Genomic DNA, 24,987 nt, shown 5'->3' on the forward strand with positions numbered 1-24,987 from the left:
CTCCGACGCCGATAAGAGTCACCTGGCCGAGTCATGCTGGCATCGCGTTATCGGCGTCGGAGACGCCTCCCACACCGAACTGCTCACATCATGGCGGACTTCCACCAAGAGATCGAACGCCTCCGCGACGAGATCCGCGGGCACGACCGGCGGTACTACGTCGACGCCACGCCGACGGTCTCCGACCAGGAGTACGACCGGCTGCTCAGCCGGCTCAAAGAACTGGAGGCCGCGCACCCCGAGCTCGTCACGCCCGACAGCCCGACGCAGCGCGTCGCCGGCGAGCCGATCGATGGGTTCCAAACCGTCGAGCACGCGCGGCGGATGTACTCGATCGACAATTCGTACGACGCGGCGGAGCTGGGCGAGTGGGCGCGGCGTTGCTTCGAGGCGGTCGATCCCGAGATCGCGGCGCTCGAGGCCGAGATCACGGCGCTCGGCGCCGAGCACGAAGGGCTAAAGGGCAAACGGGACGACGCGACGACGCGGCGTCGCAAAGAGATCGAAGACCGACGCCTAGAGCTGGCCGGCGTTCGGGCCGAGCGGCTCGCCTGGGGTGAGGAGCACGGCTACCCGGTCGATGGCGGATACACCTGCGAACCGAAGATCGACGGCGTCGCCGTGAGCCTGCGCTACGAAGAGGGCAAGCTTGTGCAGGCGCTGTCGCGTGGCGACGGTCGCCGCGGCGACGACATCACGGCTAACGTGCGAACGATCCGCTCCGTGCCGCTCACCCTATCGGGCAAACGGCCCGTGCCCGAGGTCGTCGAGGTCCGCGGCGAGATCGTCATGCCGCAGGCCGATTTCGAGCGCGTCAACGCCGCACTCGTGGCCGAGGGCAAGGAGCCGATCGTCAACCCGCGCAACGGCACCGCCGGCACTCTCAAGCAGCTCGACCCGCAGGTCGCCGCCGCCCGCGGCCTCAGGTTCATCGCCCACGGCCAAGGCGAACTCACCGGCGCCCCCTTCGCAACGTACGAGGATTGGCTCGCCGCGCTCGCCGACTGGGGCGTGCCGACCAACCCGTTGACCAAGGCCTGCGGCGACATGCGAGCGGCGCTCGCGTACATCGACGGTTTCGCCACCGATCGTGCGGGGCTCGGCTACGGCACCGACGGCGTGGTGGTGAAAGTGGGCCGCTACGACCTGCAGGAACAACTCGGCTACACGAGTCGCTTCCCGCGCTGGTGCATGGCGTACAAGTACGCCGCCGAGCAGGCCGTCACCGAGCTGCTGGAGGTCGATTGGCAGGTCGGCAAGACCGGCAAGCTCACGCCGCGGGCGAAGATGACGCCGGTGTTCGTGGCCGGCACCACGGTGCAGCACGCCACGCTCCACAACCTCGGCGAGGTCCGCCGCAAGGATATCCGCACCGGCGACACGGTGGTGATCGAGAAGGCGGGCGAAATCATCCCGCAGGTCGTGAGCGTCGTGCTCGAGAAACGCAGCGCAGGCGCCACGCCGATCGAGCCGCCCGTGACATGCCCCGTCTGCGGCGCCGAGGTCTTGATCGAGTACGACCAACGGCGACAGAACGACATCACTAGCTACCAGGCGCGCGTCGAGCGCGAGAAGAAGGCGGCCGAAAAGGCGGGGCGCGAACCGAGCGAGATCCCCCACCCCGAGCCGCTCAGCGAACTCGACGAGTCGGGCCGCTACTGCTCCGACCCGGAGTGCCCGGCGCAGCTCAAGGAGCGGCTGATCCACTTCGCCGGCCGCAGCCAGATGGACATCGACGGCATGGGCGAGAAGGTCGTTGAGCAGTTGCTCGACGCCGGACTGGTCCGTTCCTACGGCGACCTGTTCTCGCTGCACGAGAAGCGCGACGCCGTATTGGCCCTCGAACGGATGGGCGAGAAGAAGGCCGACAACCTGTTCGCCGGCATCGAGGCGGCCAAGCAGCGCGGACTCGCCCGCGTGCTGGTCGGGCTCGGCGTGCGGCACGTCGGCTCGACCGCGTCGCAGATCTTGGCCGCCCACTACGGCTCGATCGACGCTCTCACGGCGGCCTCCGAAGAAGAGATCGCCACGTTCAAGGTCGACGGCGCCGAGTCGGGCATCGGTGACGAGATCGCCCGCTCGATCGCCGAGTACCTCCGCAGCGCGAAGGGCCGGCACGTGATCGACGAGCTACGTGAGGCGGGCGTGCGGCTCGAAGAGACGGCGGCCGACCGGCCCGCGACGCTCGGCGCCGCGTTGGCTGGCAAAACGCTGGTCGTCACCGGCACGCTGACCAAGTACAGCCGCTCGGAGATCGAGGGCCTCATCGCCCAGCACGGCGGCAAGCCGACGGGCAGCGTGTCGAAATCGACCGACTACCTGGTGGCGGGCGAGAAGGCGGGCAGCAAACTCGCCAAGGCCGAGAAGCTCGGCGTGCCGGTGCTCAGCGAAACGGACTTCGAGCAGCTTCTTGCCGCTACGGATTAACCACGGCGATTTAACCACAGAGAGCACAGAGCCCACAGAGGAAACGCGGAGCAGGAGGCGTCGCGGCTCTTGGCCGAAGGCCATGCTCACCGTAGCCTAGGGCAACGCCCTAGGTCGGCATGGCGTCAACGCTTTTTGCTACGCGAACCTAGGGCGGCGCTTCGCTTGCCCCAGGCTACGGTGGGATAAGCCTTCGGCCATACGATGAACTCAATGCTTTCTCCGTGCTCTCTGTGCCTCTGTGGTGAAACTGCTCTCTGTGGTGAAAACAAATGCCCGCTGATTTTACGCCCGTCTCGTGGGACGACGCCCTCGCCGACGACCTGCGCCAATTGGTGCGGCTCGCGCTCGACGAAGACCTGGAGGGCCAGCGCGACTGGACCACCGCCTCGCTGGTGGGCGAGGCGACGCCGAGCGCGGCCGACGTGGTGTCGCGCCAGCACGGCGTGTTCGTGGGCGAGCGGATCGCGGCCGCGGTGTTCGCGGCGGCGGGCGCCGGCGCCGAGTGCGAGGCGCTTGCCCACGACGGCGATCTGGTCGAGCCGGGCCAAGCCGTGCTGCGGCTCACGGGCCTGGCGCGCGACCTCTTAACCTGCGAGCGGACGGTGCTGAATTTCTTGGGACGGTTGTCGGGCGTCGCCTCGCTCGCCAAGCAGTACGCCGACGCGATCGCCGGCACCACCGCCCGCGTGTACGACACACGCAAAACGCTGCCCGGCTGGCGACGGCTCGACAAGTACGCCGTCCGCATGGGGGGCGGCTCGAACCACCGCACCGGCCTCTACGACGCGGTGATGATCAAAGACAATCACCTGGCCCACGCCGAAGGACTCGACCTCTCGCCGGCCGGCGCGCTGGAGCGCTCGCGGGCCGAGTGCGCGCGGCTCGACCCGGCGGCGGCCGGGCGGCTTGTCTACGAGATCGAGGTCGACTCGCTCGACCAGCTGCGCGACGCGCTGATGGCCGATCCCGACGTCGTGCTGCTCGACAACATGTCGAACGAACAACTGAGCAAGGCGGTGGCGATCCGCAACGAGCGGTCAAGCGAGGGCGCCTCCCATCGCGCCGTGCTCGAGGCATCGGGCGGGGTGAACCTCAACACGATCGCCGGCATCGCGCGGACGGGGGTCGACCGCATCAGCGTGGGAGCGCTAACGCACTCGGCGCCGGTGCTCGACCTGGGCCTCGATTGGAAGCCGTGACTTAGTGCGAATCGCACAGATGCGTAGCGTGTGTGGCGGTGTGATTCGACATCGATATGGCGAAAACGACGCTACGGCTACCAGTAGTGCGCTCTAGGGATTTCCGCGACGGCCCCGGCGCCGAGCCGGCGCCATGGTCGCGGCGCGACCGGTGGCCAGCCAACCGGTCCGCAGCGGACCGCTAGAACCGGCACGACAGGCCGCCCGCTCGACGGGGCTCGCAATCGTTTTCGGCAGACCGAAGCTGGCCAAAATTGACTGGCCGACGGCGTGTTGTAACGTTCGGGGTTGGGAGAACTTGGGGAGGGGCTTCCTGACATCGGCGCGGCGGGAGATGGGGCCTTGCAAGGCTCCAGACCCCGCCGCGTCTTTTTTTGCGCCCGGGGTGACAAACAGGGGGACCTGACGGCCTCATAGGTGGGGGGATGGGACCCACTCGATCCCCCCGATCGCCCTACGGATTCCGCATCTAATTTCGTTGACAGCCTTGCGGGAGGCGATCATACTCGGTTTGTCGGCGCGGCTATTCCGCCGGAATTCTGCTTAAACAAGGTCAAAAACGTACTTCACAGGCGTTTTCAGGAGTCGTACTCATGAGTGTCAATCTGGCGGCGACGGAGCAATCCGTGGTGACGCCTGCGACATTCACGAGGCGCTGACGACTCTCGACCTGCTTGGTGGGCTCTTTCTTTGGCCCCCGAGAGATCCTTGACCGGTCGTCCGATGAAGCCGTGATTGGCCTCGGCCAATCGCCATCTTCCTCGTTGAATGCTCCGCGGTCCTTGCAGCGGCTACGCTCCACCGGCTCAATCTGCGCGCGTTCTGAGGACACGCCCCCCGGGGGCTGATTCTCGCCGTGTGTGAGCCTCCTTCCAGCGATGCGCACATCCACCGCATCGCGGCCTTCTTAGCCGCCGGATTCCCATTCCGTACGCCGTTTCACCCTTGGGGTGGGACCGGCTCCCTCGCGCGTCGCTCTGCTTATTTGCACGACGCAGCGGGCATTTTTTCAGCGACGCGATTTTTCCCTTGGGGGGAAGGAATCGCAGGGACACCAAGCAAGCAATCGATGAGCCTCCCGCCAAGGACTGCGCGTGGGAGACTTCCAACACCAAGGCAGACTCAACAGATGACTCTCAATCAATCACTACCTCGCAAGCTTCAGCTCGCCGCGATCGCTCTGGCGGCCGCCACGGCGTTGCTTTCGGCCGGCGAGTCGCGGGCCGCGATCACGGTCAACGACTTCATGTTCGGCGTCGGAGCCTACGAGGAAACGGCTTTCAACATGACCGGCTCGCAGTACCTGTGCGGCGACCCCATGGTCGAGATGAAGCGGCACTCGCAGCCCTACCTGTGCGTGGTCAACACGTCGGACGAGATCATTTACGACCAGGCGGTGATCAAGATCGGCGACGTCGACTACAACTTCTCCCAGGTTCTTGGGGCCGGCTTCTACAGCGACCTGAACGACACCGAGTACACGACCGAGTTCTACTCGTCGTACATCAACGGCGTCGGCGTCTCGTCGGCCGACCTGGCCAGCCAAGACTTCCTGGCGATCAACTTCACCGAAGGCCTGGCGCCGGGCGAATCGTTCTCGCTGCGGTTCCAGATCCAGCCGGACGACCCGAACGCCAACCTGATGCCCGATTTCCGCCACGTGATGTTCGACATGAACAACAACGACGGGAACGGGATGGCGGACAATTCGATGATCACCGTGACCTCGTCGCAGAGCACCAGCGGCACGACCGCGCCGATGTCGACGACGGCGACCATCATCGATCCGGTGGTCGACGAGCAGCAACAGAAGATCGGTTTCGCTCGGACCTCGGCCGGCCAGATGGCCCCGGTGAACGACTACAAGGTCATCGTGCCCGACGTGGTCATCCCCGAACCGGCGGCCGGCTCGCTGCTGGCTCTGGCGTTCTCGGGCCTGCTTGCCCGCAGGCGTCGCTGAGGCGACAACCGGCCAGAGGCAGCAGGAAGCCCGCCTCCCGATGCATTGATTGCTTGCATAACCGCCCCCCGGCTTGGCCGGGGGGCGGTTTTTTCGTGCGCCTAGCGGTTTCGTGCCCGCCGCGAGCGACGCCCACCTCCGGTTGTCGGGGCTGATTGGGTCGTGACGGCTGGGGGGATTTTCGAGGTTGTGCCGAAGAATCCCAAAGTAACGGCTGCAACGTTCCCGATCTCAATTGGGCCGGGCTCGACATGGGGAGTGTGTCGGGACCCGGGCGGCAAACACCGCAAACGCTGATTACACGCCGCTTGGCGGGCCCTCGGGGACCGCAGCCGCGGCGTAGCAACTATCTTTCGACGGGGGGGAACCTGATGAAACGTACACTCGGAGTGCGCGCTTGCGCTTTCGGTCTAACGGCATTGCTGCTCTGCGCCACGGCGACGGCCCAACAGACGGGCGCGTCCGAAGAGGCCTCGGCGAGCGGCGTGCTGCTCGCTTCTTGCAACGGCCAGTGCGGCGAAGATTACGGCGTTTCGATCGACTCGGGATTCTGCGACTGCGATGATTGCGGCGACTGCCTCGACGGCTGCTCCACCGGTTGCTGCGACACGGCCGGGTGCGGATCGGGCGCCTGCCAGCCGGGCTTCTTTGTCGGCGGCGAGTACATCTACGCCCGCGCCAACTTCAGCGAGGCGACCTCGTTCGTCAATTACACGTTCACCCCATCGATCACCGCCCCCGACGCGGTCGCCACGCGCACCTACGTGCCGTACGACTTCGACTACGAGGGGTCGTTCCGCTACTTCGCGGGCTACCGCCTGAACTGCTGCGGCGACGAGCTGCGGTTCTCGGGCACGAGCCTCACGAGCAACGCCGGGGGCACACAGACCGCCGGCACGTTCCCGTTCCAAACCCCGTTCACCACGTTCGACGGCCCGACCTTCGGTGACGGGATCATCGGCAACGGCGACACCGGCGTCGGCGCCAACGGCCCGAGCACCGGCAGCGTGGTCACGCTCAGCGCCAATGTCGACATGGACTACTGGGACCTCACGTTCGCCCGCAGCATCCCGCTCGGCGGGGCCGTAAGCGAGCCCTTCGATCCGTGTGCTTGCGGCGGGTGCGGCACGTGCAACGACTGCTGCGGCTGCTGCTGCCCCTCGTGGGACATCAAGTGGATGGGCGGCGTTCGTGTCGCCAACGGCGGCTGGGACCGGGCGGGCTTCGTCGACAACAACGCCGTCGGTGCACTCGCCGGCGGCGCCGACAACGCGGCCTACGACCAGTTCGACTTCGACGGCGCCGGCCTGCTGTTCGGCATGGAGGGACGCCGCTACTTCGGTCCCTGCGGCGTGGCCAGCGTGTACGTGAAGGGCAACATCGCCGCCCTGCTCGGCAACGCCTCGTACCACCGCGAGTCGTGGAACGAGAACGGCGGCGTGCGGGTCCAGGGCACCACGGCCGTCGACCAAGCCGACTTCACCCGTGTGGTTCCGGTCACCGAGATCGAGATCGGCAGCAAGGTCTTCCTGACCAGCAACATGTCGCTCTCGGGTGGTTACTTCTTCCAGGCCTGGCACGATCTGGGCATGGGCGCCGAGGTGCAAGTGAACGACGCCGCGAATGACCTGCGGTTCGACGACGCGAACATCCTCGGCTTCGACGGCTTCTTCGTCCGCGGCGAGGCGACTTTCTGAGTCTCGACGCAGCCGCGTCGCTCTCCGGGGGGTGGGCGACGCGACGACACACCAGGGGGGGACGGCGGGGCCGGTTCTGAAAAGAGCCGGCCCCGCTTATGCGCGGTCAGCAAAACGAAACGGCGGGGGTTTGGCTGACGGGGAAGCTGGCCTGCCACGGGAATCTGGCCTGCCGAAAGACTTGGCGCCGCGGACAGCGCGCAAAAAAATCGCCCCTCGCGTCCGTGCCCCCAGCAGAGGGGACGCCGAATCAGGGGCGAATCAAAAATGGGCGTGCCGTGGAACGGCCGCGATCAGGCGCGGCTGCTGAGCAAACGCTCGCGGCGGTTGCGGCGTTGGGCGCGCAACTTAGCGCGACGCTTCGTGGCGCTCGGCTTCTCGTAGAACTCGCGGATACGCATCTCTTTCTTGATGCCACTGCGCTCGACCAGCTTGCGGAACCTCCGCACGGCCTCTTGAGCGGTCTCCTTGTCTCGAAGCGTAAGCTTAACCACGTCTTTTCGTCGCTCTTGGGTGAATGTAAGGGGCGGTGAATTTAGGGGGCGCGAGGGGTTCGGCCGCCCCCGGTGGGGGCCCTCTTTGTGCGCCGAGCCATGCAGTATAGCAGTTCCCGCCGATGACGCCAGACGCCTTGGGGAACTGTTCTACCATCTCTTCGGCATCCCCCAGCGGCCTGGCGCCCTATTGCGGACCTAACTGTCAGGACCTGTCCTAGCCGGCAAAAAGCCCCCCGCTTGGCGGACCGCTACGCCACGTAAAACCGGCGCCTCATGCGGTTTTTGCACGGTCTTGGAGGCAGGAACGGCTCGGCTAGCGGGCGTCGCGACGCCGATCTCCTACTGCGGCCGCCAGAGCGCCGGCGTGATTCCCCCCCGAACGCGACCGGCGCCAAACGAGGTTGTAGGCGTTTCCCCCAACGCTTCCCTCGCGGCCTACCCCCCCCTGGGGCGGCGACGCCAGCACCCCCGCTGGCGTCGCCGCCACGCACACAAGCGCTCTGAGATTCTGCATGTCAGCAAACAAGCCTGTCGACGAGCGGATCTCCAGCCTCGACCGTCGCCAAGACGAATTGATCGAGGCCCTCGACTCGCTCAACGAGCGGATCGAGTCGGCTCTGGCCGAGATGGCCAGCAGCTGACGGCCCCTGCCAAGGGCCACGCGCGGGCGTGCGATGGGAAAAGCGGAGGCCGGCCCCTGTTCAGCGATGCTCGAAGAACTTGCCGCAGCCGGGGCACTTGGCGAACCACATCGGCGCCGAGGCGCCACACTCGCAGCGGCGGTTGTGGCGGATGACGCTCGAACTGAGCAGGCTGCCGCTGCTGCTGGCGTCTTCGTGCGGGTGATCGTCGAACACCGAGGAATCCGACCCCACGGGTTTGCTCCCGCCCGCCCGCACCGGGTGGTGGGCGCGGATCTCGTCGGCCCGGGCCTGCTTCAGGGCGCGTTCGGCCTCGTTGGAGTGCATGACGTCGGGCACCTGCACGACGACCTGCCCCTCGCACCGCGGGCAAAGGCCCTTCTTGCCGGCGTACTTGTTCTTGACCTTGAAGACATGCCCATGGGGGCAGTGGACCTGGATACCCATCCGAACAAGACTCCTCGCTACGCCGATGCGCAGAGCCCGATGGTCGCCTCGCCAAGGGGCGACCGGCAGAGCGCTGAAAACCCGAAACATCGCCGGTTCGGTCCGCGCTCCCTGGGCCCCCCAAGATCAAGGCGGGGTCCTTCGGACGCGAGGCCGAGCGCCTCTTCTCGTTCGCGTCGCAGCTAGAAATGATCAGCTCACCGCCGAGCGTCGGAACGCGTCGAGGGCGAGGTGGGTCGCGGCTTGGTCAGACGTAAAGCGATTCGACGACAGAAGCATTCCCCGACAGGGGCGCCTCGCGAACAGCGAGCCGTTCCCTACCAAGGCGGGCGTCGCGGCGACGAGGATGAGAATCAGATAAGAGGAGTCGTTCTAGGGAGTCGCCGGCGCCTCTCCCTCTATTTTATCGAGCCGATGATCCCCTCGCAACATAATCCTGTCACCTGGCGACAACCTCGTCAGCCCAAAAATCCGGGCCCCAAGCCGAGACGCGGCGACTAAAATCGGGCCGATGTCCTCCCACAAACGTGCAATACCGGCGGTTTTCGCCCGGCAAACCGGCCTGATGGCTGGGTTGCTGGCCGCGGTCCTGCTGGCTGCCGTGGCGGGCGAGCGGGTTCGTGGGCTGCTGGCCAGCAGCGCCCAGTTGGCCTCTCTCTCGGTGGCGATCGCCCTGCCGCTGGGCCTCTTGCTGGCTCTGCTGCTGGCCAAAACCGACACGCCCGGCCGGCGCCCTGCCCTGCTGTTGCTCGTGGCCGGCATGTTCACGCCGCTGCACTTTGTCGCCGCCGGCTGGGACGCCGCCCTCGGCGTCTCCGGCGTGCTAACGCCATGGCTGGCTCTCGCTGCATCCGATGGTTTGAGCAGCGCGCCGCTGATCGCCGGGTGGCGAGGCGCCGTTTGGGTGCACGCCATGGCGGCCACGCCGTGGGTCGCCATGATCGCGGCCGCCGGGCTGTGGTCGGTCGACGCGGAGCTCGAAGAAGACGCCCTGCTCGACGCCCCGCCGCACCGGGTGCTGCGTCGCATCACGCTGCCGCTCGCCGCGGGCGCGCTAGCGGCGGGGGCCTTGTGGGCGGCGGCTGTGGCGGCGTCGGAGATGACCGTCACGGACCTGTACCAGGTGCGCACCTTCGCCGAGGAGGTGTACACCCAGGCGGCGCTCGGCTCGCTGGATTTCACCGCGACGCCCGACGCCGCGCTGCCGCCTGGCGCCGTGCGGGGCCGCCTGGCCCTGGCCGGCGGAGTGGGCCTCGTCGCCCTCGGCGCCTTCGCGAGTCTGATGCTCGTCCGCCGATCGGTGAGGGTCGACGCCACCGCCGAGCGTCGCCCGGCGTGGCGCGCCGAGTTGGGGCGATGGCGGCCGCTCGGCGCCGCGACGCTCGCGATGCTCATGCTGCTGGTGGTCGGCGTGCCGGTTGCCGCGCTCGCCTCGAACGCCGGGACGGAGGTCGTGCCGGCGGGCGACACGGTTCAGCGGCAGAGGTCCGCCACGAAGCTCATCGGCGCCATCGCCGCGGCGCCGTGGCAGCACCGCCGCGAGCTGACGCAGAGCACGCTTGTCGGCGCGGCGGCGGCGACCTCGGCGGTCGTGTTCGGCGCGCTGGCGGCGTGGCGGCTGCGGCGCGGCGTGGCGCCGCTCACGACCGCGCTGATGGCGTTCGCCCTGGCGATACCCGGGCCGCTGCTGGGGCTCGCCATTATCCGCCTGCTGAACCAGCCGACCGACTCGCCCGTTTGGTGGCTGGCGTGGCTCTACGACCACACCCAAACCGGCCCCTGGATCGCGCAGACCGTGCGCGCCACGCCGATCGCCGCGCTCGTGCTGTGGCCCCCCTTGGCGAGCGTGCCGCAATCGGCGCTCGACGCGGCCCGCCTCGAGGGCGCCGGCCCGCTGCGGAGGTTGTGGGGGGTCGCGGCGCCGATGCGTCTCGGGGCGTTCGCCGCCGCCTGGCTGGCGGCGTTAGCCGTCGCCCTGGGCGAGCTGGCCGCCACGGTGCTCGTCGCCCCGCCCGGCACGCCGCCGCTGGCGGTCCGTGTTTTTTCGCTGTTGCACTACGGGGTCGAAGACCGCGTGGCGGCGATCTGCTTGGTGCTGATGCTCGGCTACACCGCGATGGCGGCGGCGGCCATCGTGCTGTGGCGGCGATCGATGGCCGGCGGCGTCTGACTCGCCCCGGGCAGTCGACCGGCGGACCGGCGGGAGGCGTCTCCTACAGCACAACGATACTCTTCTTAGGGGTAAATCACCCAGCGAGCCCCCCCATGGCTACATCGTCGCTCTTCACACGCTAGAATGGCGGGACCGGAACCACGAGGCTCGAGGCGCGCGGCTTGTCACCTATCAAGAATCACAAACGACCTGCGCCTCTGATGTGGGCGAGGTTGATGTTGCTGCTCCTCGCCGCGGCGATGCTCACGGCGCCGGGCTGCAGTTGTCGCACCGAAACGCCGCAGGAGCGCGCGGCGCGACTCGCTCAAGAGGCCGAGGAGCTGGCCAAGAAGAAGGCTGAGCAAGAGCAGGAACAGAAGGGGATCGCGCTCAGTCTGCCCACTCCCATGCCGGGCCGCCGCGACGCGCCGTCGATGCTGTTCAAGCCGGGCCACTGGTCGTCGGTGGCGCAAGGCGCCAAGTCGAACGCGGAGGACTTCGAAGGTTTGCTCTCGCAGTCGTTCGTCGACGAGCAGAACGACCCCCTGCCCACGGCCGGGGCACCGTTCGCCCTCTCCTTCAGCCGCGACATCGTGCTGCCCAAGGGGGCGCCCAAGCAAGTCGAATCGGTCGTCTGGCCGCCGATCGAAGCGGGCCAGCTGCGCATGCGCACAACGCTCCGCGACCGCAAGAGCGGCGCCCTGGTCGACGACGCGCCGCTCACTGTCCAGACGCTGCTCGATCACCAGTACCACTTCTTGGTGCTCGCCAAAGAGGCTTCGCGTTACGGGTTCCTCGACAGCCTCTACAGCGTCAACGCCACGCTGCCCGACAGCGTCGACTTCGGCGCCCTCGCGCCGATGACCGCGCCGTCGACGCTCGACGCCGATCGCAACTACCGCGTGGTCGCACCGCGGGTGGACGACGCCGAGTTCGGCATCCTGGCGCCCGACAACCCGCTAGCCTGGACCTCGATCGCCTGCGTCGTGTGGGACGAGGTCGACCCCGAGGCGTTGCGTCCCACGCAGCGCGACGCGCTGGTCGACTGGCTCCACTGGGGCGGCGTGATGCTGGTGAACGGGCCCGACTCGCTCGACCTGTTGCGAGGCTCGTTCCTCGACGAGTTCCTGCCCGCCGAGTCGGCCGGCGCCCGGGAGATCGTCGCAGCCGACCTCGCCCCGCTGGCCAGCCGCTACGGCGTCGCGCGGCGTTCCGGCGAGCTGAAGGTCTCGCGCCCGTGGTCGGGCGTGCGGCTCACGAAGCGCCCCGCGGGCGCGTGGGCGCCGGGGCTCGACGGCTTGGTGGCCGAACGCCGGGTGGGCCGCGGACGCATGGTCGTTACCGCCATGCAACTCGCCGAACCCGATCTGATCAACTGGCGCGACGGCGTGGACAATTTCTACAACGCCGTGCTGCTGCGTCGCCCGCCTCGCCTCTTCAAGCCCAACCGGTTCAATCCCTCGCTGGCGGTCGTTTACTGGGACGGCCCCGAGCCGCTGAAGCTCGACCCGGCGCTCAACAGCCGTGTGCGGGTGTTCGCGCGCGACGCGGCGGCGGTGGATGGCGATCTCGCCGCCAGCTTCGTGGACGAAGACGCGCAGGTCGCCGGCGGGTTCAGGTTCAACGCCCCGCCGACGACGTCCCGCGGCGTCCAGAGTCTCGCGGGCCTCAAGACGGCTGTTCCCCCCAAGCGCCGCGGCGGCGTCGCCGCCTGGCGTAGCGACACGCCCGTGGCCAACGCGGCCCGCGAGGCGTTGCGCAAGGCGGCGGGCGTCACGGTGCCGGGCGCCGGCTTCGTCGCCGCCTGGCTCGCCGCCTACCTCGTGCTGCTTGTGCCGATGAACTGGCTCTTCTTCAAGGCGCTCGGCCGGGTCGAGTTGGCGTGGATCGCCGCGCCGATCATCGCCCTGCTCGGCGCCCTGGTGGTGGTTCGTCAGGCGCAGCTCGATATCGGCTTTGTCCGCGCCCGGACCGAGATCGCCGTGATCGAGACCCAGCCCGAGCACCCGCGGGCGTGGGTCACCCGTTACAACGCGTTCTACACGTCGCTCTCGGCCGCTTACGAGCTGGAGTTCGACAACCCCACGGCGGTCGCCACACCCTTCTGGCGCGGCCCGCAGGACGACCGCGCCCGGCTCAGCGGCCTGGCTCCGGTGAGCTACGAGCGGCTGGAGCGCTCACGCCTGAAGGGCATGACGATCTCGTCGGCGTCGACCGACTTTGTCATGAGCGAGGAGGTGCGCGACCTCGGCCCGTTGCTGCGGGTTGGCAAGTCGTACAACGGCGTCGATCAACTGGAGAACCACTCCGAGCTGCGGTTCGAGAACCTGGTGATCGTCGAGCGACGCGACGGCTCGCGCGGCTCTAAGGGCAAAGCCGCCAAGCCGCGACTCGACGGCGTTTGGATCGGAGAGCTCCCCCCCGGCGAGGCGACGCCGATCGCCCTGCGTCCAACGATGGCGGGCGACGCGGCGCCTTTCGCTGCGCAGAGGCAGCAAGCCCGCGCCGATCGCGGCGCCGACGCGAAGACCCTCGACCTCGAGCCGCTCTTTGCCCTGGCGCTCGACGCGCGCGAATTCGAGCCGGGCGAGCGGCGTGTGATCGCCTCGGTCGCCGGCCCGCTCGACGGGCTCACCGTGAGCCCCGATTCGTCGCAGGCGGGCGGCGCCGCTCTGGTGGTGATGCACCTCCGCTACGGCCCCACGCCGCCGCCCGTGAACGACAAGAACGCGCCGATCGATGTGACACAGACCAACGACGGGGGGTAGTGAGGCCAAAGGCTTTCCTGCCGCACTCCCCTCCCCCAAGGGTGAGGGGAAAAAGAACAAGTCCTTTCTCAGTCGCTCACGACTCACCGCTAACAGCTAAAAAGCTCGTCGCATGATCGAGATCCGCAACTTCGGCAAAACCTACGGCGACTTCGTCGCGGTGGAGGACCTGAGCCTCGACATCGGGGCGGGTGAGATGTTCGGCTTCATCGGCCCCAACGGCGCCGGCAAGAGCACCACCATCCGCTTCCTCGCCACGCTGCTGCGCGCCACGCACGGCGAGGCGACGGTGAACGGCTGCAGCGTGAACGACGACCCGATCGGCGTGCGCCGCTCGGTCGGCTACATGCCCGACATGTTCGGCGTGTACGACGGCATGAAGGTGTGGGAGTTCCTCGACTTCTTCGCCGTGGCGTACGAGATCCCCAAGGCGCAGCGCAAGGGGGTCATTGGCGACGTGCTCGAGCTCTTGGACCTCACGCACAAGCGCGACGACTACGTGAACGGCCTGTCGCGCGGCATGAAGCAGCGGCTCTGCTTGGCCAAGACCTTGGTCCACGACCCGCCGGTGCTGATCCTCGACGAACCGGCGAGCGGCCTCGACCCGCGTGCCCGGCTTGAGGTCAAAGCGCTGCTCAAAGAGCTCCGCAAGATGGGCAAGACGATCCTCATCTCGAGCCACATCCTCACCGAGCTGGCCGACGTCTGCACGAGCATCGGCATCATCGAACGCGGCAAGCTGTTGCTCTCCGGGCCGATCGACAAGGTCTACCGCAAGATCCAGCAGAACCGCCACCTCGTAGTCCGCTTCGCCGGCGACCCGGCGCCCGGCCTGAGCCTCGTTCGCAGCGACCCCAACGTGCGCGCGATCCAGGAAGAGACGCGCGGCGCCACGGTCGAGCTGGCCGGCACGGACGACGACGTGCAGCGGCTGATGCGGGCGCTGGTCGCCGCCAAGGTCGGCCTCGTGTCGTTCGCCGACAAGGAGCCGACCTTGGAGGATGTCTTTATGATGGTCACTAAGGGGTTGGTGACGTGAGTAATTTGCCTCACGCGGGAGGATCAGCCGCGACCGCGTCGCGACGCCGCGGCAAACCCGCCGCTCGCAACCAGCAACAGCGCCGCGCCGGCTGGCTCGGGCACCTGCGCCGTGGCCACGACGAGTCCCTCGTGCCAAATCCCGAGGGAGGGGTCAAGCGGGGGGTCGTCGCCCGCAAAAGTCTCGGTCAACCACGAGACGTTCAGCGTGAGGGTTGCGAGGCCGTTCTCGATGACCAACGTGTCGTCGATGACGTTCGGCGCCTCGTTCACGTTGTAGGATGTTCCGTTGGTCAGATCCACGCTAATCGAGCCGGCATCCACAACGCCCGTCACCACCTCTCCGAAAACAAAAGCCGGTCCGATCGTGTCGCCCGATCGGGTGCGTGCGATATTGTCGTCGTACATTCTGAATTTCAACCCACGAGTCGCTCCTGAGCGGCCGCTCAAAGGAGACCCACCGCCAGAATCGTTCATGAACTCCGTCAAGAACGAGGCCGGCGCCGGATTGTTGGGGTCGCTCTCGGTCCCCGGCTCAACGACCAAGTCTTCAAGCGGCTCGAGGACCGTTCCGTGCAGCAACCGCGCCGTGGTGTCGGTAAAATCGAGTTCGACCGTTCCACCCAACCTGCTTGTCCACGACCCCGTCGACGCCTCAACGCCGCTCACACTATTGGGTCCGTAGACAAAGGTCGTGATCGACAGATGACTCTGTGCCGGATCGATTTGAAAGGTAACGGCCCGAGCCACATCGCTGAGGTGCAGTAAACATACACAAACCAATACAGGCATGATGGTGTGGCGGATCATGAGCGAATCCTGTGGCTTAGAGAACAAGAGGAGACGAGACCGGGCAAGAGCCGCTGCCGGCGGATACGATACCATTCACATTATATTTTAGCAGACGTTCCACTTCCAATACAAGAAAACACGTATTCTTCACACTCTTTAAAGCCCCTTCATGCAACTCGCCTTCAGCTCCAACGCCTACCTCGCTCACGAATTCCGCGAGACCTGCCAGCGCATCGCCGCGGCCGGCTACACGGGGATCGAGATCCTCGCCGACGTGCCGCACGCCTGGCCCGCCGGGTTGCTCGGTGTGCAGAAGCAGGCGATCCGCGACGCGCTCGCCGAGAGCCACCTGACGATCTCCAACGTCAACGCGTTCATGATGAACGCCGTGGCCGACCCGCGGCAGCCTTACTGGCACCCGAGCTGGACCGACCCCGACCCGCACTACCGCGCGATCCGCCGCGAGCACACGCTGCGGGCGCTCGAACTGGCCGCGGAGCTCGGCGCGCCGCACATCACGACCGAGCCGGGGGGCCCCGCGTTTGAAGGGCCCGAGTTCGGTAACCAGTCGCGCGACGAGGCGCTCGACATCTTCTGCGAAGAACTCACGCCCTGCATCGAGCGCGCCAAGCAACTCGGCGTCGGCCTCTTGGTCGAGCCGGAGCCGGAACTCTTGGTCGAGCGGTTCGACCAGTACCTGGAGCTGGTCGGCCGGCTGGGCGAGGGGCAGATCGGGCTCAATTTCGACATCGGCCACGCCTACTGCGTGGGCGAGGACCCGCAGGACTGGGTCGAGCGGATGGCCGAGCACACGGTCCACTACCACCTCGAGGACATCGCCGCCACGCGGGTCCACCAGCACCTGATCCCGGGCCACGGGGCGATCGACTTCGCGGCGACAATCGAGGCGATCCGCCGCACCGGCTACGACGGCTGGCTCACGGTGGAGCTCTACCCGTACGGCGACGACCCCGACGGCGCCGCCACCGAGGCGAAGCGCTACCTCGAGCCGCTGCTGGGCGCGTCATGAGCGCCCGGCTCTCCAAGGCGCTCGCCTGGGCCCGGCTGCTGCGCATCTCGAACGCCCCCACCGCGGCGGCCGACGTGTGGATGGGCTACGCCATCGCCACCGGCGGCGCGACGCCCGGCTGGGAGCTCGTGTGGCTCACACTCGCGTCGCTTTGCCTCTACTCGGCCGGCATGGCGATGAACGACTGGTTCGACGCCGAGATCGACGCCGAGGAGCGGCCGTGCAGGCCGATCCCCTCGGGATGGGTATCATTGCGTGCCGCAAGTGCGACCACTTGGACTCTCATCGCATGTGGGATCGTATCGGCGTCGCTAGCGAGCGTGGTTGCACACAGCCATGCACCATGGCTGTGTTGTGTGATGTTGGCGATTGCGATCTGGTACTACAACCGCTTTGGCAAGCATAGTGATGACGGTCCATTGGCACTGGGAATCTGTCGCCTACTCAATGTGCTGGTTGGGTATTCAGTTTTTCATTACGACAGTGATGTAGCGATCACACCAGACCCGTTAGTTATGAAACTCTTACCGGTAGCTGGAATTGTGTTATATGTGTTTGGATTCAGCTCACTCGCACATTCCGAGACAGAGAAGATTCTTCGCAGCCACCTAATAAGTTGTTCCGTAGTCATTTCCATTGGTCTTTCGTACTACGCATTGCTGCCAATAATACTTGCCCACTCTTTTCCATTAAAGCAATCCCCTGAAGCCTGGCTCACGCTGTGGGGCGTCATTGCCTTGATGCTCGGTCGCCGCTTCGCCCACGCCGTCGTGCGGCCCGAGCCGACGAGGATCCAGGCGGCCGTTGGGGCGGCGATCACGTCGATCGTGACGATCGACGCGGCGCTCGCCTGGGGCTACACAGGGAGCGTGGCGTGGGGTGCGGCGATCTTGGCGCTGTGGCCCCTCACCAAAGCGCTGTCGCGGTTCATCGCTCAAACCTAACCGACGCATGCACCTCAGCTACAACACCAACGGCCTCGCGCACCACGCGCCGCTCGACGCCATGGACCTGCTCGCGGAGATCGGCTACCGCGGCGTCGCGATCACGATCGACCACGGCGTGCTCAACCCGCTCGCCCACGGCCTGAAGCAGCAGACCGCCAAGCTGCGAAGCGAAGCCGAGCGACTCGGCCTGAAACTCTCGATCGAGACCGGCGCCCGCTTCCTGCTCGACCCGCGCACGAAGCACGAGCCGACGCTCGTCTCGGCCGATCCCGGGGGAAGAGAACGCCGCGTTGATTTTTACCGCCGCGCGATCGACTTGGCCGCCGACTTGGGCGCCACGTGCGTGTCGGTCTGGTCGGGCGTCGTGCACGACAACGCCGACCGCGAGGCGGCGATCGGGCGACTCGTGCCCGGGCTCGTTGACACGCTTGAGCACGCCGCCGCGCGTGGTGTGGCGGTCGCCTTCGAGCCGGAACCGGGGATGCTCATCGCCACGCTCGCCGACTACGCGGGGCTCAAAGAGCGCCTCGGCCCCGACGGCGAGTCGCTGCGGCTCACGATCGACATCGGCCACTTGCACTGCCAGGGCGAGACGCCGATCGCGGACCTCATCGAACGCTTCGCCGATGACCTGGTGAACGTCCACATCGAGGACATGCGGGCGGGCGCCCACGAGCACCTGCCCTTTGGTGAGGGCGAGATCGACTTCCCGCCGGTCGTCGCCGCTCTGCAAAAGATCGGCTACGATGGACCGCTCGCCGTGGAGCTCAGCCGCCACAGCCACGACGGGCCCCGCCAGGCGCGGGCGGCTTACGACTTCCTCGCCCCGCTGCTGCGGAGCAGCCCGTAGTGCAAGCGATCTCCCTTAGCCAATCGGCAGTAACCGGCGACTTACAGCCGCCGGAGAATCACCCGAACGCTCTCCGACGACCGTGGGTCGTCGGCTACTTTGAAAGCTGAATACCGCGATGCGTGAACACGTTGTCCTTCTGTCGATCCCCGCCCTGCGAGAGCAAGACCTTGCGCACATGCCGCAGTTGTCGTCGCTGATGGGGGACGGTGACCGAGCGCCAATGGCGGCCAGCCTGCCGGCGGTCACTTGCCCGGTGCAGGTGAACATGACCACCGGCCTGCCGCCCGCCGGGCACGGCATCACGTCCAATGGCTTGTGGGACCGCGAGCGGCGCGAGCTGGAGATGTGGACCGCCTGGAACGACAAGGTCGAGGCGCCGCAGATCTGGGACCGGATGCACGAGTTCGACCCTTCGCTCACCGCGGCGGCGTGGTTCCCGCTTTACGCCAAGGGGTGCGGCGCCGACTACGTCTGCTGGCCGGCGCCCAAGCACGAGCCCGACGGCAGCGAGTCGCTCTGGTGCTACACCAAGCCCGAAGGGATGTACCAGGAGCTGTTGGACGAGCTGGGCCATTTCCCCTTGCAGCACTTCTGGGGGCCGATGGCCAATATCAAGTCGACCGAGTGGATCGTCACCTCCGCGATCCGCTGCGCCGAGCGTTTCAAGCCGAACTTTTTCTACGTCTACTTGCAGCACCTCGACTACGCGTCGCAGAAGCTGGGGCCCGACTCGCCTGAGGCGATCGCCGCGCTCGGCGAACTCGACGCCGAGATCGGCCGGCTGGCCGACGGCTTCCGCGCCGCCTACGGCGACGATCAGCACATCCTGTGGCTCGCGGCGAGCGAGTACGTGGTGACGCCCGTCGACCACGTCGTCTACCCGAACCGCGTGCTGCGCGAGGCGGGGCTGACGACGATCACATTGGATGACGACGGCAAGGAGCGGCTCGACCTCAAAGCGAGCCAGGCCTGGGCCCTGGCCGACCACCAGCACGCCCACGTCTACGTGCGCGACCGCGACGCGGCCACGATCCAGAAGGTCGTCGAGCTGTTCAAGAACCGCGAAGGGGTGGCCGAGGTGCTAGGCGCCGACGAGCAGGCGAAGCACGAGATCGCTCACGACCGCACGGGCGACGTGGTCCTCGTCTCCGAGCCCAACAGCTGGATGGCTTACTACTACTGGCTCGACGACGAGAAAGCCCCGGCGTTCGCCCGCCAAGTCGACATCCACCGCAAGACGGGGTACGACCCGGTCGAGATGCACGTCGACATGGCGGCGATGAAGGCGGGCTTGGGCCCGATCCCGCTCGACGCGTCACTGGTCTGCGGCTCGCACGGCGCCCCGCCACGCGAAGAACGCCAACGCGGCGTCATGCTCTCGTCGGAGCGCGGCGTGTTCGTCGAGCGGACGCTGGCCGATGTCGACGTTTGCGAGATGGTGCTGCGGCAGTTTGGGGTGTAGCAAGCGGATACCCCCCTCCCCTGGAAGGGGAGGGGCTAGGGGAGGGGTGAAATCGTTCAGGCACAGGATGGAGACGTAGCCGATTCAGGCCCGACCCCCTCCCCTAACCCCTCCCCCAAAAGGTGGAGGGGGATCATCTGCTCGCTGCGCTCGCTCCGAACTATTCTTCCTTCGGCCCGCGCGGCCAGACCAGCCAGCCGACCACGCCGAGCATCACCAGAAAGACAATCAGCACAGCGATCTTCGACGGCGTGCTGAGCGGCAGGAAGATCGAGAAGCGGGCCAAGAGCGGCGTTAGAGAAATCAGGGCGGCGTTCATCCGTACTGCACTCCCTTGAGCCGGGCGATCTCGATCGCGTCTTTGTCGCCGCGGCCGCTGAGGCAGACCACCACGGCCTTGTCTTTGTCCATGCCGCCGGCCAGCTCCATCGCCTTGGCGATGGCGTGCGACGATTCTAAGGCGGGCATGATCCCCTCGCTCGCCGAGCAGGCGTCGAACGCCGCCATCGCCTCGTCGTCGCGGCAGCTCGTGTAGCGAACGGCGCCCGAGTCTTTCCAGTAGCTGTGCTCGGGGCCGACGCCGGGGTAGTCGAGGCCTGCCGACATGCTGTGCACGTCGCAAGTCTGGCCGTCGTCGTCTTGCATGACGTAGCTGAAGCTGCCGTGCAGCACGCCCGGCTGGCCGTAGGTCAGGGGCGAGGCGTGCTCGCCAGGCGTGTCGCTGCGACCGCCCGCCTCGACGCCGACCAGCTCGACCTTGCCTTCGCCCACAAGGCCTTGTTCGACAAAGGGATAAAACATGCCGGCCGCGTTGCTGCCGCCGCCGACGCACGCCACCACCGCGTCGGGCAGCCGGCCCAGGCGCTCCTGGCACTGCTCGATCGTCTCGCGGCCGATCACGGATTGATAATCCCGCACAATGCGCGGGAACGGATGCGGCCCCACGACCGAGCCCAAGATGTAATGCGTGGTCTCGACGCTCGACATCCAGTCGCGCATCGCCTCGTTGATCGCGTCGCGCAAGGTGCGCGAGCCGCTCGTAACCGGCCGCACCTCGGCGCCCAAGAGCTTCATCGCGAACACGTTCGGCGCCTGGCGGCGGATGTCCTCCTCGCCCATGTAAACGACGCAGGGCAAGCCGAAATGGGCGCAGGCCGTCGCCGTCGCCACGCCGTGCTGCCCGGCGCCGGTCTCGGCAATGACACGCGTCTTGCCCATCCGCTGGGTGAGCAGCGCCTGGCCCAGCGTGTTGTTGATCTTGTGGGCGCCGGTGTGGTTCGTGTCTTCGCGTTTGAAGTAGATCTGCGCGCCGCCCGCTTTTTCGCTGAGCCGCCGGGCGTGGTAGAAGGGCGAGGCCCGGCCGACAAAGTCGCGCAGCAGCTCCGCCAGCTCGGCCTGGAACGCCTCGTCGGTGAGCGATTTTTCATATTCGGCGGCGAGCTGGTCGAGGGCGCGGACCAAGGTCTCGGGCACGTAGCGGCCGCCAAAATCGCCGTAGCGGCCCTGCTCATCGGGGACCGGGGTGTTGGGAACAGCTGCAGCAGTCATTGTGGTATCTTCGGGGGGCTCATCGGGCTCACCAGCACTTTACGATTGTCCGCCGCGCGGCGCCGCGAATCAAGGCGGCGCTCTCCCTCTTTTCTAGCACCACGACCACGGACGCCCAGGGCATGGCGGCAGCGATTGAATCCGTGCGACCCCCCGAGCCCGGGTTCGGATGGCGGCGCGAGGCGTGGCCGCAAGCGTTGCTCGTCGTGGCTTACACGCTCAGCTTCGTCCTGGTCCCGCCCCGCCCGCCGGGCGGCGACTTTGACGATTTCTTCACTTGGTTGAAGGGCTTGCAGTTTGGGGCGTTCATGTCGCTGCCGCTGCAGTGCGGCCTGTGGACCGCCTTGGCGCCCTCTCCACTGCTCTTGCGGGTTCCGATCGGCGTCGGCGTCTGCGTGCTGCTGGGCCTCGTCGCTTGTGCGATCGACGGCAGCTACTTCGGCCTCGCGTTGTTCGCGGCGATGTTCTTGCCATTCGCGGCCGCCGGCGCCGCGGCCCGCCATTGGGGCAAGCTGAGGCTCGTCCGGCGGGGCGACCTCGGCCGCTCGTCGGCCGAAGTCGCCGGCCTCCGTTTCACCACCCGCTACCTGATGGCCCTCACCTTCGGCTGCGCCGTCCTGCTTTCGATCGGCCGGATCGCCCTCTGGGCTCGTGGCGGCTTGGGCGGCGTCGCGGTTGAATTGGCAGGAACGTTCACAGGCTTTGCCTGCGTCGCGGCGTTGATCTTGCCGGCGCTGCTCGCGAGCGCCTTCGTCTTGGGAACAAAACAGCGAGGCGCTGCAGGCTACGGACTCGTGCTCTTGGCGTGCTTCGCGATCACGTTCACCAATGCGACGACCTTCCGCACCATCAACCCCAGCATGCAAACTTTTTATACGTTCTGGGAGCACTGGGCGGGGTTTGCGATCGTGTGCCTCGGCATGACACTCTCAACCGTGGCGACGGCGTGCTTGCTCCGCTACTGCGGCTACCGGCTCGTGTGGGGGAAGGCGAGCGATGGCTGAGACAACCGCACCGCCAAAGCCGAGCGTTTGGCGCCGCAAGGAGGCGTGGGGGCCCGTGGCGGTCATCGCGGCCTACGCGCTGCTGACCGTGTTCGCCAACCCCACCTCCAACGGCAACGCCGAAGACGACGCCCGCATCATGCTGATCGGCATGATGATCTCGCTCCCCATGCAATGCGCCGTGGCGGCGGCTTGGGCGCCGACGCCGGTTGTGACGCGATGGGCCGCTGGCATTGGCGCCTGCGTCTTGCTGGGGATTGCGGCCTGCGCCGCGAACGGCCGCCCCGAAGGCTTGGTGATGTTCGCTTCGCTTTTCGTACCGTCCGCGGTGGGGTTTGCCATGGCTCGCACGTGGGGCGGATGGCGACTGGGCATCGGCGATGACGCCACCGACACCACGCGGGGCGCGCGCACCGGCCACTTCACGGTGCGTTACCTGATGATCTTAACCGCCTGCTGCGCCGTGCTGCTTTCGCTTGGTCTGGTGACTGTCACTAAGGATTCCGCTCACACATCGGCGTGGGAGATAGTCAAGTTAATCTTCCTGACCGGCTCGTGCTTTACAGTCGCGATGCTCCCGCCTCTGGCGGCGGGGCTGATTGTCTTGGGGCCCCCACGGGGCGCCATCCGTGGCCTGGTGCTGCTAGCGATCTCGCTGGCCGCTGTCACTGCGTCTATGACGTTCGTCGTCCGCTACGTTGAACCAGCCTCGCGGGTCGTTTCGTACACGCAACTGTGGGCAGAGATAGCCGCAGTGTGCCTGGGCGCAACGCTGTCGTGCGCCGCGACGGCGTGGGTGATGCGCTGGTGCGGCTACCGGCTCGTGCGGGGGGAGGCAAGCGATGGCTGAGACAACCGCACCGCCGAAGCTCAGCACTTGGCGCCGCAAAGAGGTGTGGGGGCCCGTGGCGATCTTGCTCACCCAGGTCGTGCTGGTCCTGCTCATCAATCCGATCGGTCAGCAGCCGTCCGAGGTTAACTGGCGGATCTCGCTACTAGGCGGCATGATCTCCCTGCCGGTCTTCTGGGCGATGTGGTCCGCCTGGAGCCCCTACGTGCCAGCCACGCGGCTGCCGACCGGGGCGCTCGCCAGCGCCATGATCGGGGTCGTCTTCTGCGCCGTCGTGGGCGAATTAATGGGCTTCCTCGGGATCACGACGTTGTTTGCGCTGTTTCTCGGAGTGTTTGTCGTATGGCGAAAGCGGTCGGGGACGCGCCTGTCGGCGGACGAACGGGCGGCAATGCCCACGGCCGTTCATGCCGCCAGACAGTTTGGCCTCGGGCAACTGCTTCTCTGGACCGCCGGCACGGCGCTCGTCGCCTCCCTTCTCAAGGCGACCGTAACACGATTCGCCGGCCCCGTGGGTGCAGTCGACTTCGTGATCGAAATGGCCAAGGTGCTCGCCCTGTTCGGTCTGAATATGGGAACGGTTTTCGCCGTTGCCGCGTGGCTGCTGGCGCCGTGGCGAGTGCGGCCCGTGGCGGTGCTCGCCTACGTCGCGTCGTTCGTCCCGATCACGGCGGGCAGTGCCGCCTTCATGCTCTTCACCAGCCATATCCCCAACACCTGGGCGGAGTATCTCAAAGCATGGGCGACGATCGCGTGGATCGACCTCGGGGCGGCAACGATGCTCGGCGCTTCGGCGCTCGCCCTGCGTTGGTGCGGCTATCGGCTCGTGCGCGGGGAGGCGAAGCCCGATGCCTGAGCTCCCCGCGACGAATGCAAAACCCCCTCGCCTGTTTAGCGTCAGGTCGAGCGAGATCGCGCCGCTTGCAGCGCTGACCTTGCTGGTTGGCGTCGGGTTTCTTGTCACGCTGTTTCTCGAAAGAATGCCCGAGCCCGACAACGACCGCGCCTTGTTGATCGATATAGCGCTCTACGGCATTGCCGGCCTACAGATGGGGCTCTGCGCCGCGTGGGCGGCGTTTGCCTCCAGCCCCTTTATCCTGCGTAGTCTCGGCGGCCTTATCGGCGCTGGCCTAGTTGCCTTCGTGTCGGCGCCATGGGAAACGGTCGCTCTCGTGGTCCCCCTGACCGTAGGCTTCGGCCTGTGGGTGCTGCTCACCCTGTGGCGGAACCTGAGCGGCTGGCGTTTATTCGTCGCGGGGATAGACGACAACGGCCGGATAGCGCTCGGCTCGCTGCTCGCGTGGACCACGATGGCGGTTTTCATCGCGGCCATGGTGGGGAGCGAGTCGCCAACGCTCGCCTGGAAGAACCTTGTCGCCACGCCGCAGCTCTCTCGACTGGAACTATTCATCGGCGTCTTTTTCACCACGCTGAATTTGCCCGCGCTGGTGGTCGGGTACTGGATCCTAGGCCCGTACCGGGCGCCGAACGGTATCGATAACTATACTCCCAGTGTTCATACGGCCCGCTCTTTGTTCGCTGTATGCCTTCCTCCAGTGGCGACCGTCGCACTGGCGTGTTGGATTTTGCGGCGGTCCGGCTATTCCCTGGACTGCATGCCGCAGGACCGAGCTCTCACGCTGCCCCCACTGCCTCGCCTCCGATAGCCCGC

General features: G+C 66.9%; 21 protein-coding genes. 16 read left to right on the forward strand and 5 right to left on the reverse strand.

The features are described from left to right. Positions 1-90 precede the first annotated feature (90 nt). From ligA to Mal64_RS14415, 4 genes are all read left to right on the forward strand, one after another. Positions 91-2,427 (forward strand): NAD-dependent DNA ligase LigA, encoded by a 2,337-nt coding sequence (gene ligA, locus Mal64_RS14400; RefSeq protein WP_146401454.1) that lies wholly within the window; start codon positions 91-93, stop codon positions 2,425-2,427. A 272-nt stretch (positions 2,428-2,699) separates the two neighbouring features. Continuing rightward, positions 2,700-3,629 carry a carboxylating nicotinate-nucleotide diphosphorylase gene (gene nadC / locus Mal64_RS14405; protein ID WP_146401456.1) on the forward strand — a complete coding sequence of 310 codons (930 nt, stop codon included), beginning with the start codon at positions 2,700-2,702 and terminating at the stop codon, positions 3,627-3,629. 1,129 nt (positions 3,630-4,758) lie between these two features. Then, positions 4,759-5,589, forward strand: coding sequence for a hypothetical protein (locus tag Mal64_RS14410; protein ID WP_146401458.1), 831 nt, complete (start codon positions 4,759-4,761; stop codon positions 5,587-5,589). A gap of 371 nt (positions 5,590-5,960) precedes the next feature. After that, positions 5,961-7,286, forward strand: a complete 1,326-nt coding sequence (locus Mal64_RS14415; RefSeq protein ID WP_146401460.1) for a hypothetical protein — start codon at positions 5,961-5,963, stop codon at positions 7,284-7,286. Positions 7,287-7,579: 293 nt separating this feature from the next. On the opposite strand, the gene rpsU is transcribed toward Mal64_RS14415, so the two are convergent. Then, positions 7,580-7,780, reverse strand: coding sequence for a 30S ribosomal protein S21 (gene rpsU, locus Mal64_RS14420; RefSeq protein WP_146401462.1), 201 nt, complete (start codon positions 7,778-7,780; stop codon positions 7,580-7,582). 515 nt (positions 7,781-8,295) lie between these two features. Between rpsU and Mal64_RS20290 the strand changes: the two genes are divergently transcribed. Continuing rightward, on the forward strand, positions 8,296-8,424 hold the full coding sequence (locus tag Mal64_RS20290) for a hypothetical protein (protein ID WP_261342191.1): 129 nt from the start codon (positions 8,296-8,298) through the stop codon (positions 8,422-8,424). Positions 8,425-8,484: 60 nt separating this feature from the next. Here the strand turns inward: Mal64_RS20290 and Mal64_RS14425 are convergent, their stop codons facing one another. Continuing rightward, complete coding sequence (locus Mal64_RS14425) at positions 8,485-8,871, reverse strand: hypothetical protein (RefSeq protein WP_146401464.1); 387 nt, start codon at positions 8,869-8,871, stop codon at positions 8,485-8,487. Between the two features lie 511 nt (positions 8,872-9,382). On the opposite strand from Mal64_RS14425, the gene Mal64_RS14430 reads away from it, so the two are divergent. From Mal64_RS14430 to Mal64_RS14440, 3 genes are all read left to right on the forward strand, one after another. Next, positions 9,383-11,041, forward strand: a complete 1,659-nt coding sequence (locus Mal64_RS14430; RefSeq protein ID WP_146401466.1) for an ABC transporter permease — start codon at positions 9,383-9,385, stop codon at positions 11,039-11,041. A 218-nt stretch (positions 11,042-11,259) separates the two neighbouring features. Continuing rightward, positions 11,260-13,791: a hypothetical protein gene (locus Mal64_RS14435; RefSeq protein WP_146401468.1), complete on the forward strand. Its 2,532-nt coding sequence runs from the start codon at positions 11,260-11,262 to the stop codon at positions 13,789-13,791. A 112-nt stretch (positions 13,792-13,903) separates the two neighbouring features. Continuing rightward, the gene (locus Mal64_RS14440; protein ID WP_146401470.1) at positions 13,904-14,830 is read left to right on the forward strand and encodes an ABC transporter ATP-binding protein; all 927 of its coding nucleotides are present in this window, start codon (positions 13,904-13,906) and stop codon (positions 14,828-14,830) included. A 23-nt stretch (positions 14,831-14,853) separates the two neighbouring features. On the opposite strand, the gene Mal64_RS14445 is transcribed toward Mal64_RS14440, so the two are convergent. Then, the gene (locus Mal64_RS14445) at positions 14,854-15,639 is read right to left on the reverse strand and encodes a hypothetical protein (protein ID WP_146401471.1); all 786 of its coding nucleotides are present in this window, start codon (positions 15,637-15,639) and stop codon (positions 14,854-14,856) included. 151 nt (positions 15,640-15,790) lie between these two features. Between Mal64_RS14445 and Mal64_RS14450 the strand changes: the two genes are divergently transcribed. From Mal64_RS14450 to Mal64_RS14465, 4 genes are all read left to right on the forward strand, one after another. Next, entirely contained in the window at positions 15,791-16,651 is an 861-nt protein-coding gene (locus tag Mal64_RS14450) for a sugar phosphate isomerase/epimerase family protein (protein ID WP_146401472.1), read from the forward strand. After that, positions 16,648-17,595: a UbiA family prenyltransferase gene (locus Mal64_RS14455; RefSeq protein WP_146401474.1), complete on the forward strand. Its 948-nt coding sequence runs from the start codon at positions 16,648-16,650 to the stop codon at positions 17,593-17,595. Before Mal64_RS14450 ends, Mal64_RS14455 begins: the two co-directional genes overlap by 4 nt. 7 nt (positions 17,596-17,602) lie before the next feature. Beyond that, a complete protein-coding gene (locus Mal64_RS14460) occupies positions 17,603-18,448 on the forward strand; it encodes a sugar phosphate isomerase/epimerase family protein (protein WP_146401476.1) in 846 nt (281 codons plus the stop codon). Between the two features lie 118 nt (positions 18,449-18,566). Next, a complete protein-coding gene (locus tag Mal64_RS14465) occupies positions 18,567-19,913 on the forward strand; it encodes an alkaline phosphatase family protein (RefSeq protein WP_146401478.1) in 1,347 nt (448 codons plus the stop codon). 160 nt (positions 19,914-20,073) lie between these two features. On the opposite strand, the gene Mal64_RS19915 is transcribed toward Mal64_RS14465, so the two are convergent. Both Mal64_RS19915 and trpB read right to left on the reverse strand, forming a co-directional pair. Then, on the reverse strand, positions 20,074-20,232 hold the full coding sequence (locus Mal64_RS19915; protein ID WP_197525782.1) for a hypothetical protein: 159 nt from the start codon (positions 20,230-20,232) through the stop codon (positions 20,074-20,076). Continuing rightward, on the reverse strand, positions 20,229-21,461 hold the full coding sequence (gene trpB / locus Mal64_RS14470) for a tryptophan synthase subunit beta (RefSeq protein WP_146401481.1): 1,233 nt from the start codon (positions 21,459-21,461) through the stop codon (positions 20,229-20,231). Before trpB ends, Mal64_RS19915 begins: the two co-directional genes overlap by 4 nt. Positions 21,462-21,604: 143 nt before the next feature. On the opposite strand from trpB, the gene Mal64_RS14475 reads away from it, so the two are divergent. From Mal64_RS14475 to Mal64_RS14490, 4 genes are read left to right on the forward strand one after another with little or no spacing between them, the layout of a single operon-like run. Continuing rightward, a complete protein-coding gene (locus Mal64_RS14475; protein WP_146401483.1) occupies positions 21,605-22,465 on the forward strand; it encodes a hypothetical protein in 861 nt (286 codons plus the stop codon). After that, complete coding sequence (locus Mal64_RS14480; protein ID WP_146401485.1) at positions 22,458-23,315, forward strand: hypothetical protein; 858 nt, start codon at positions 22,458-22,460, stop codon at positions 23,313-23,315. The genes Mal64_RS14475 and Mal64_RS14480 overlap by 8 nt, the downstream gene beginning before the upstream one ends. Next, entirely contained in the window at positions 23,308-24,171 is an 864-nt protein-coding gene (locus Mal64_RS14485) for a hypothetical protein (protein ID WP_146401487.1), read from the forward strand. The genes Mal64_RS14480 and Mal64_RS14485 overlap by 8 nt, the downstream gene beginning before the upstream one ends. Next, entirely contained in the window at positions 24,164-24,982 is an 819-nt protein-coding gene (locus tag Mal64_RS14490; RefSeq protein WP_146401489.1) for a hypothetical protein, read from the forward strand. The genes Mal64_RS14485 and Mal64_RS14490 overlap by 8 nt, the downstream gene beginning before the upstream one ends. Positions 24,983-24,987 lie beyond the last annotated feature (5 nt).

Origin of the sequence: Pseudobythopirellula maris (assembly GCF_007859945.1) — a bacterium.
Taxonomy (GTDB): domain Bacteria; phylum Planctomycetota; class Planctomycetia; order Pirellulales; family Lacipirellulaceae; genus Pseudobythopirellula; species Pseudobythopirellula maris.

Excerpts from the sequence above, each read along its gene's own strand:
- Mal64_RS14430 (WP_146401466.1), top strand. The coding sequence starts at position 9,383 with ATGTCCTCCCACAAACGTGCAATACCGGCGGTTTTCGCCCGGCAAACC.
- trpB (WP_146401481.1), bottom strand. The coding sequence starts at position 21,461 with ATGACTGCTGCAGCTGTTCCCAACACCCCGGTCCCCGATGAGCAGGGC.
- Mal64_RS14445 (WP_146401471.1), bottom strand. The coding sequence starts at position 15,639 with ATGATCCGCCACACCATCATGCCTGTATTGGTTTGTGTATGTTTACTG.
- Mal64_RS14465 (WP_146401478.1), top strand. The coding sequence starts at position 18,567 with ATGCGTGAACACGTTGTCCTTCTGTCGATCCCCGCCCTGCGAGAGCAA.
- Mal64_RS14425 (WP_146401464.1), bottom strand. The coding sequence starts at position 8,871 with ATGGGTATCCAGGTCCACTGCCCCCATGGGCATGTCTTCAAGGTCAAG.
- Mal64_RS14440 (WP_146401470.1), top strand. The coding sequence starts at position 13,904 with ATGATCGAGATCCGCAACTTCGGCAAAACCTACGGCGACTTCGTCGCG.
- Mal64_RS14455 (WP_146401474.1), top strand. The coding sequence starts at position 16,648 with ATGAGCGCCCGGCTCTCCAAGGCGCTCGCCTGGGCCCGGCTGCTGCGC.
- Mal64_RS14480 (WP_146401485.1), top strand. The coding sequence starts at position 22,458 with ATGGCTGAGACAACCGCACCGCCAAAGCCGAGCGTTTGGCGCCGCAAG.
- ligA (WP_146401454.1), top strand. The coding sequence starts at position 91 with ATGGCGGACTTCCACCAAGAGATCGAACGCCTCCGCGACGAGATCCGC.
- Mal64_RS14485 (WP_146401487.1), top strand. The coding sequence starts at position 23,308 with ATGGCTGAGACAACCGCACCGCCGAAGCTCAGCACTTGGCGCCGCAAA.
- nadC (WP_146401456.1), top strand. The coding sequence starts at position 2,700 with ATGCCCGCTGATTTTACGCCCGTCTCGTGGGACGACGCCCTCGCCGAC.
- Mal64_RS14460 (WP_146401476.1), top strand. The coding sequence starts at position 17,603 with ATGCACCTCAGCTACAACACCAACGGCCTCGCGCACCACGCGCCGCTC.
- Mal64_RS14490 (WP_146401489.1), top strand. The coding sequence starts at position 24,164 with ATGCCTGAGCTCCCCGCGACGAATGCAAAACCCCCTCGCCTGTTTAGC.
- Mal64_RS14435 (WP_146401468.1), top strand. The coding sequence starts at position 11,260 with ATGTTGCTGCTCCTCGCCGCGGCGATGCTCACGGCGCCGGGCTGCAGT.
- Mal64_RS14410 (WP_146401458.1), top strand. The coding sequence starts at position 4,759 with ATGACTCTCAATCAATCACTACCTCGCAAGCTTCAGCTCGCCGCGATC.
- Mal64_RS19915 (WP_197525782.1), bottom strand. The coding sequence starts at position 20,232 with ATGAACGCCGCCCTGATTTCTCTAACGCCGCTCTTGGCCCGCTTCTCG.
- Mal64_RS14415 (WP_146401460.1), top strand. The coding sequence starts at position 5,961 with ATGAAACGTACACTCGGAGTGCGCGCTTGCGCTTTCGGTCTAACGGCA.
- Mal64_RS14450 (WP_146401472.1), top strand. The coding sequence starts at position 15,791 with ATGCAACTCGCCTTCAGCTCCAACGCCTACCTCGCTCACGAATTCCGC.
- Mal64_RS20290 (WP_261342191.1), top strand. The coding sequence starts at position 8,296 with ATGTCAGCAAACAAGCCTGTCGACGAGCGGATCTCCAGCCTCGACCGT.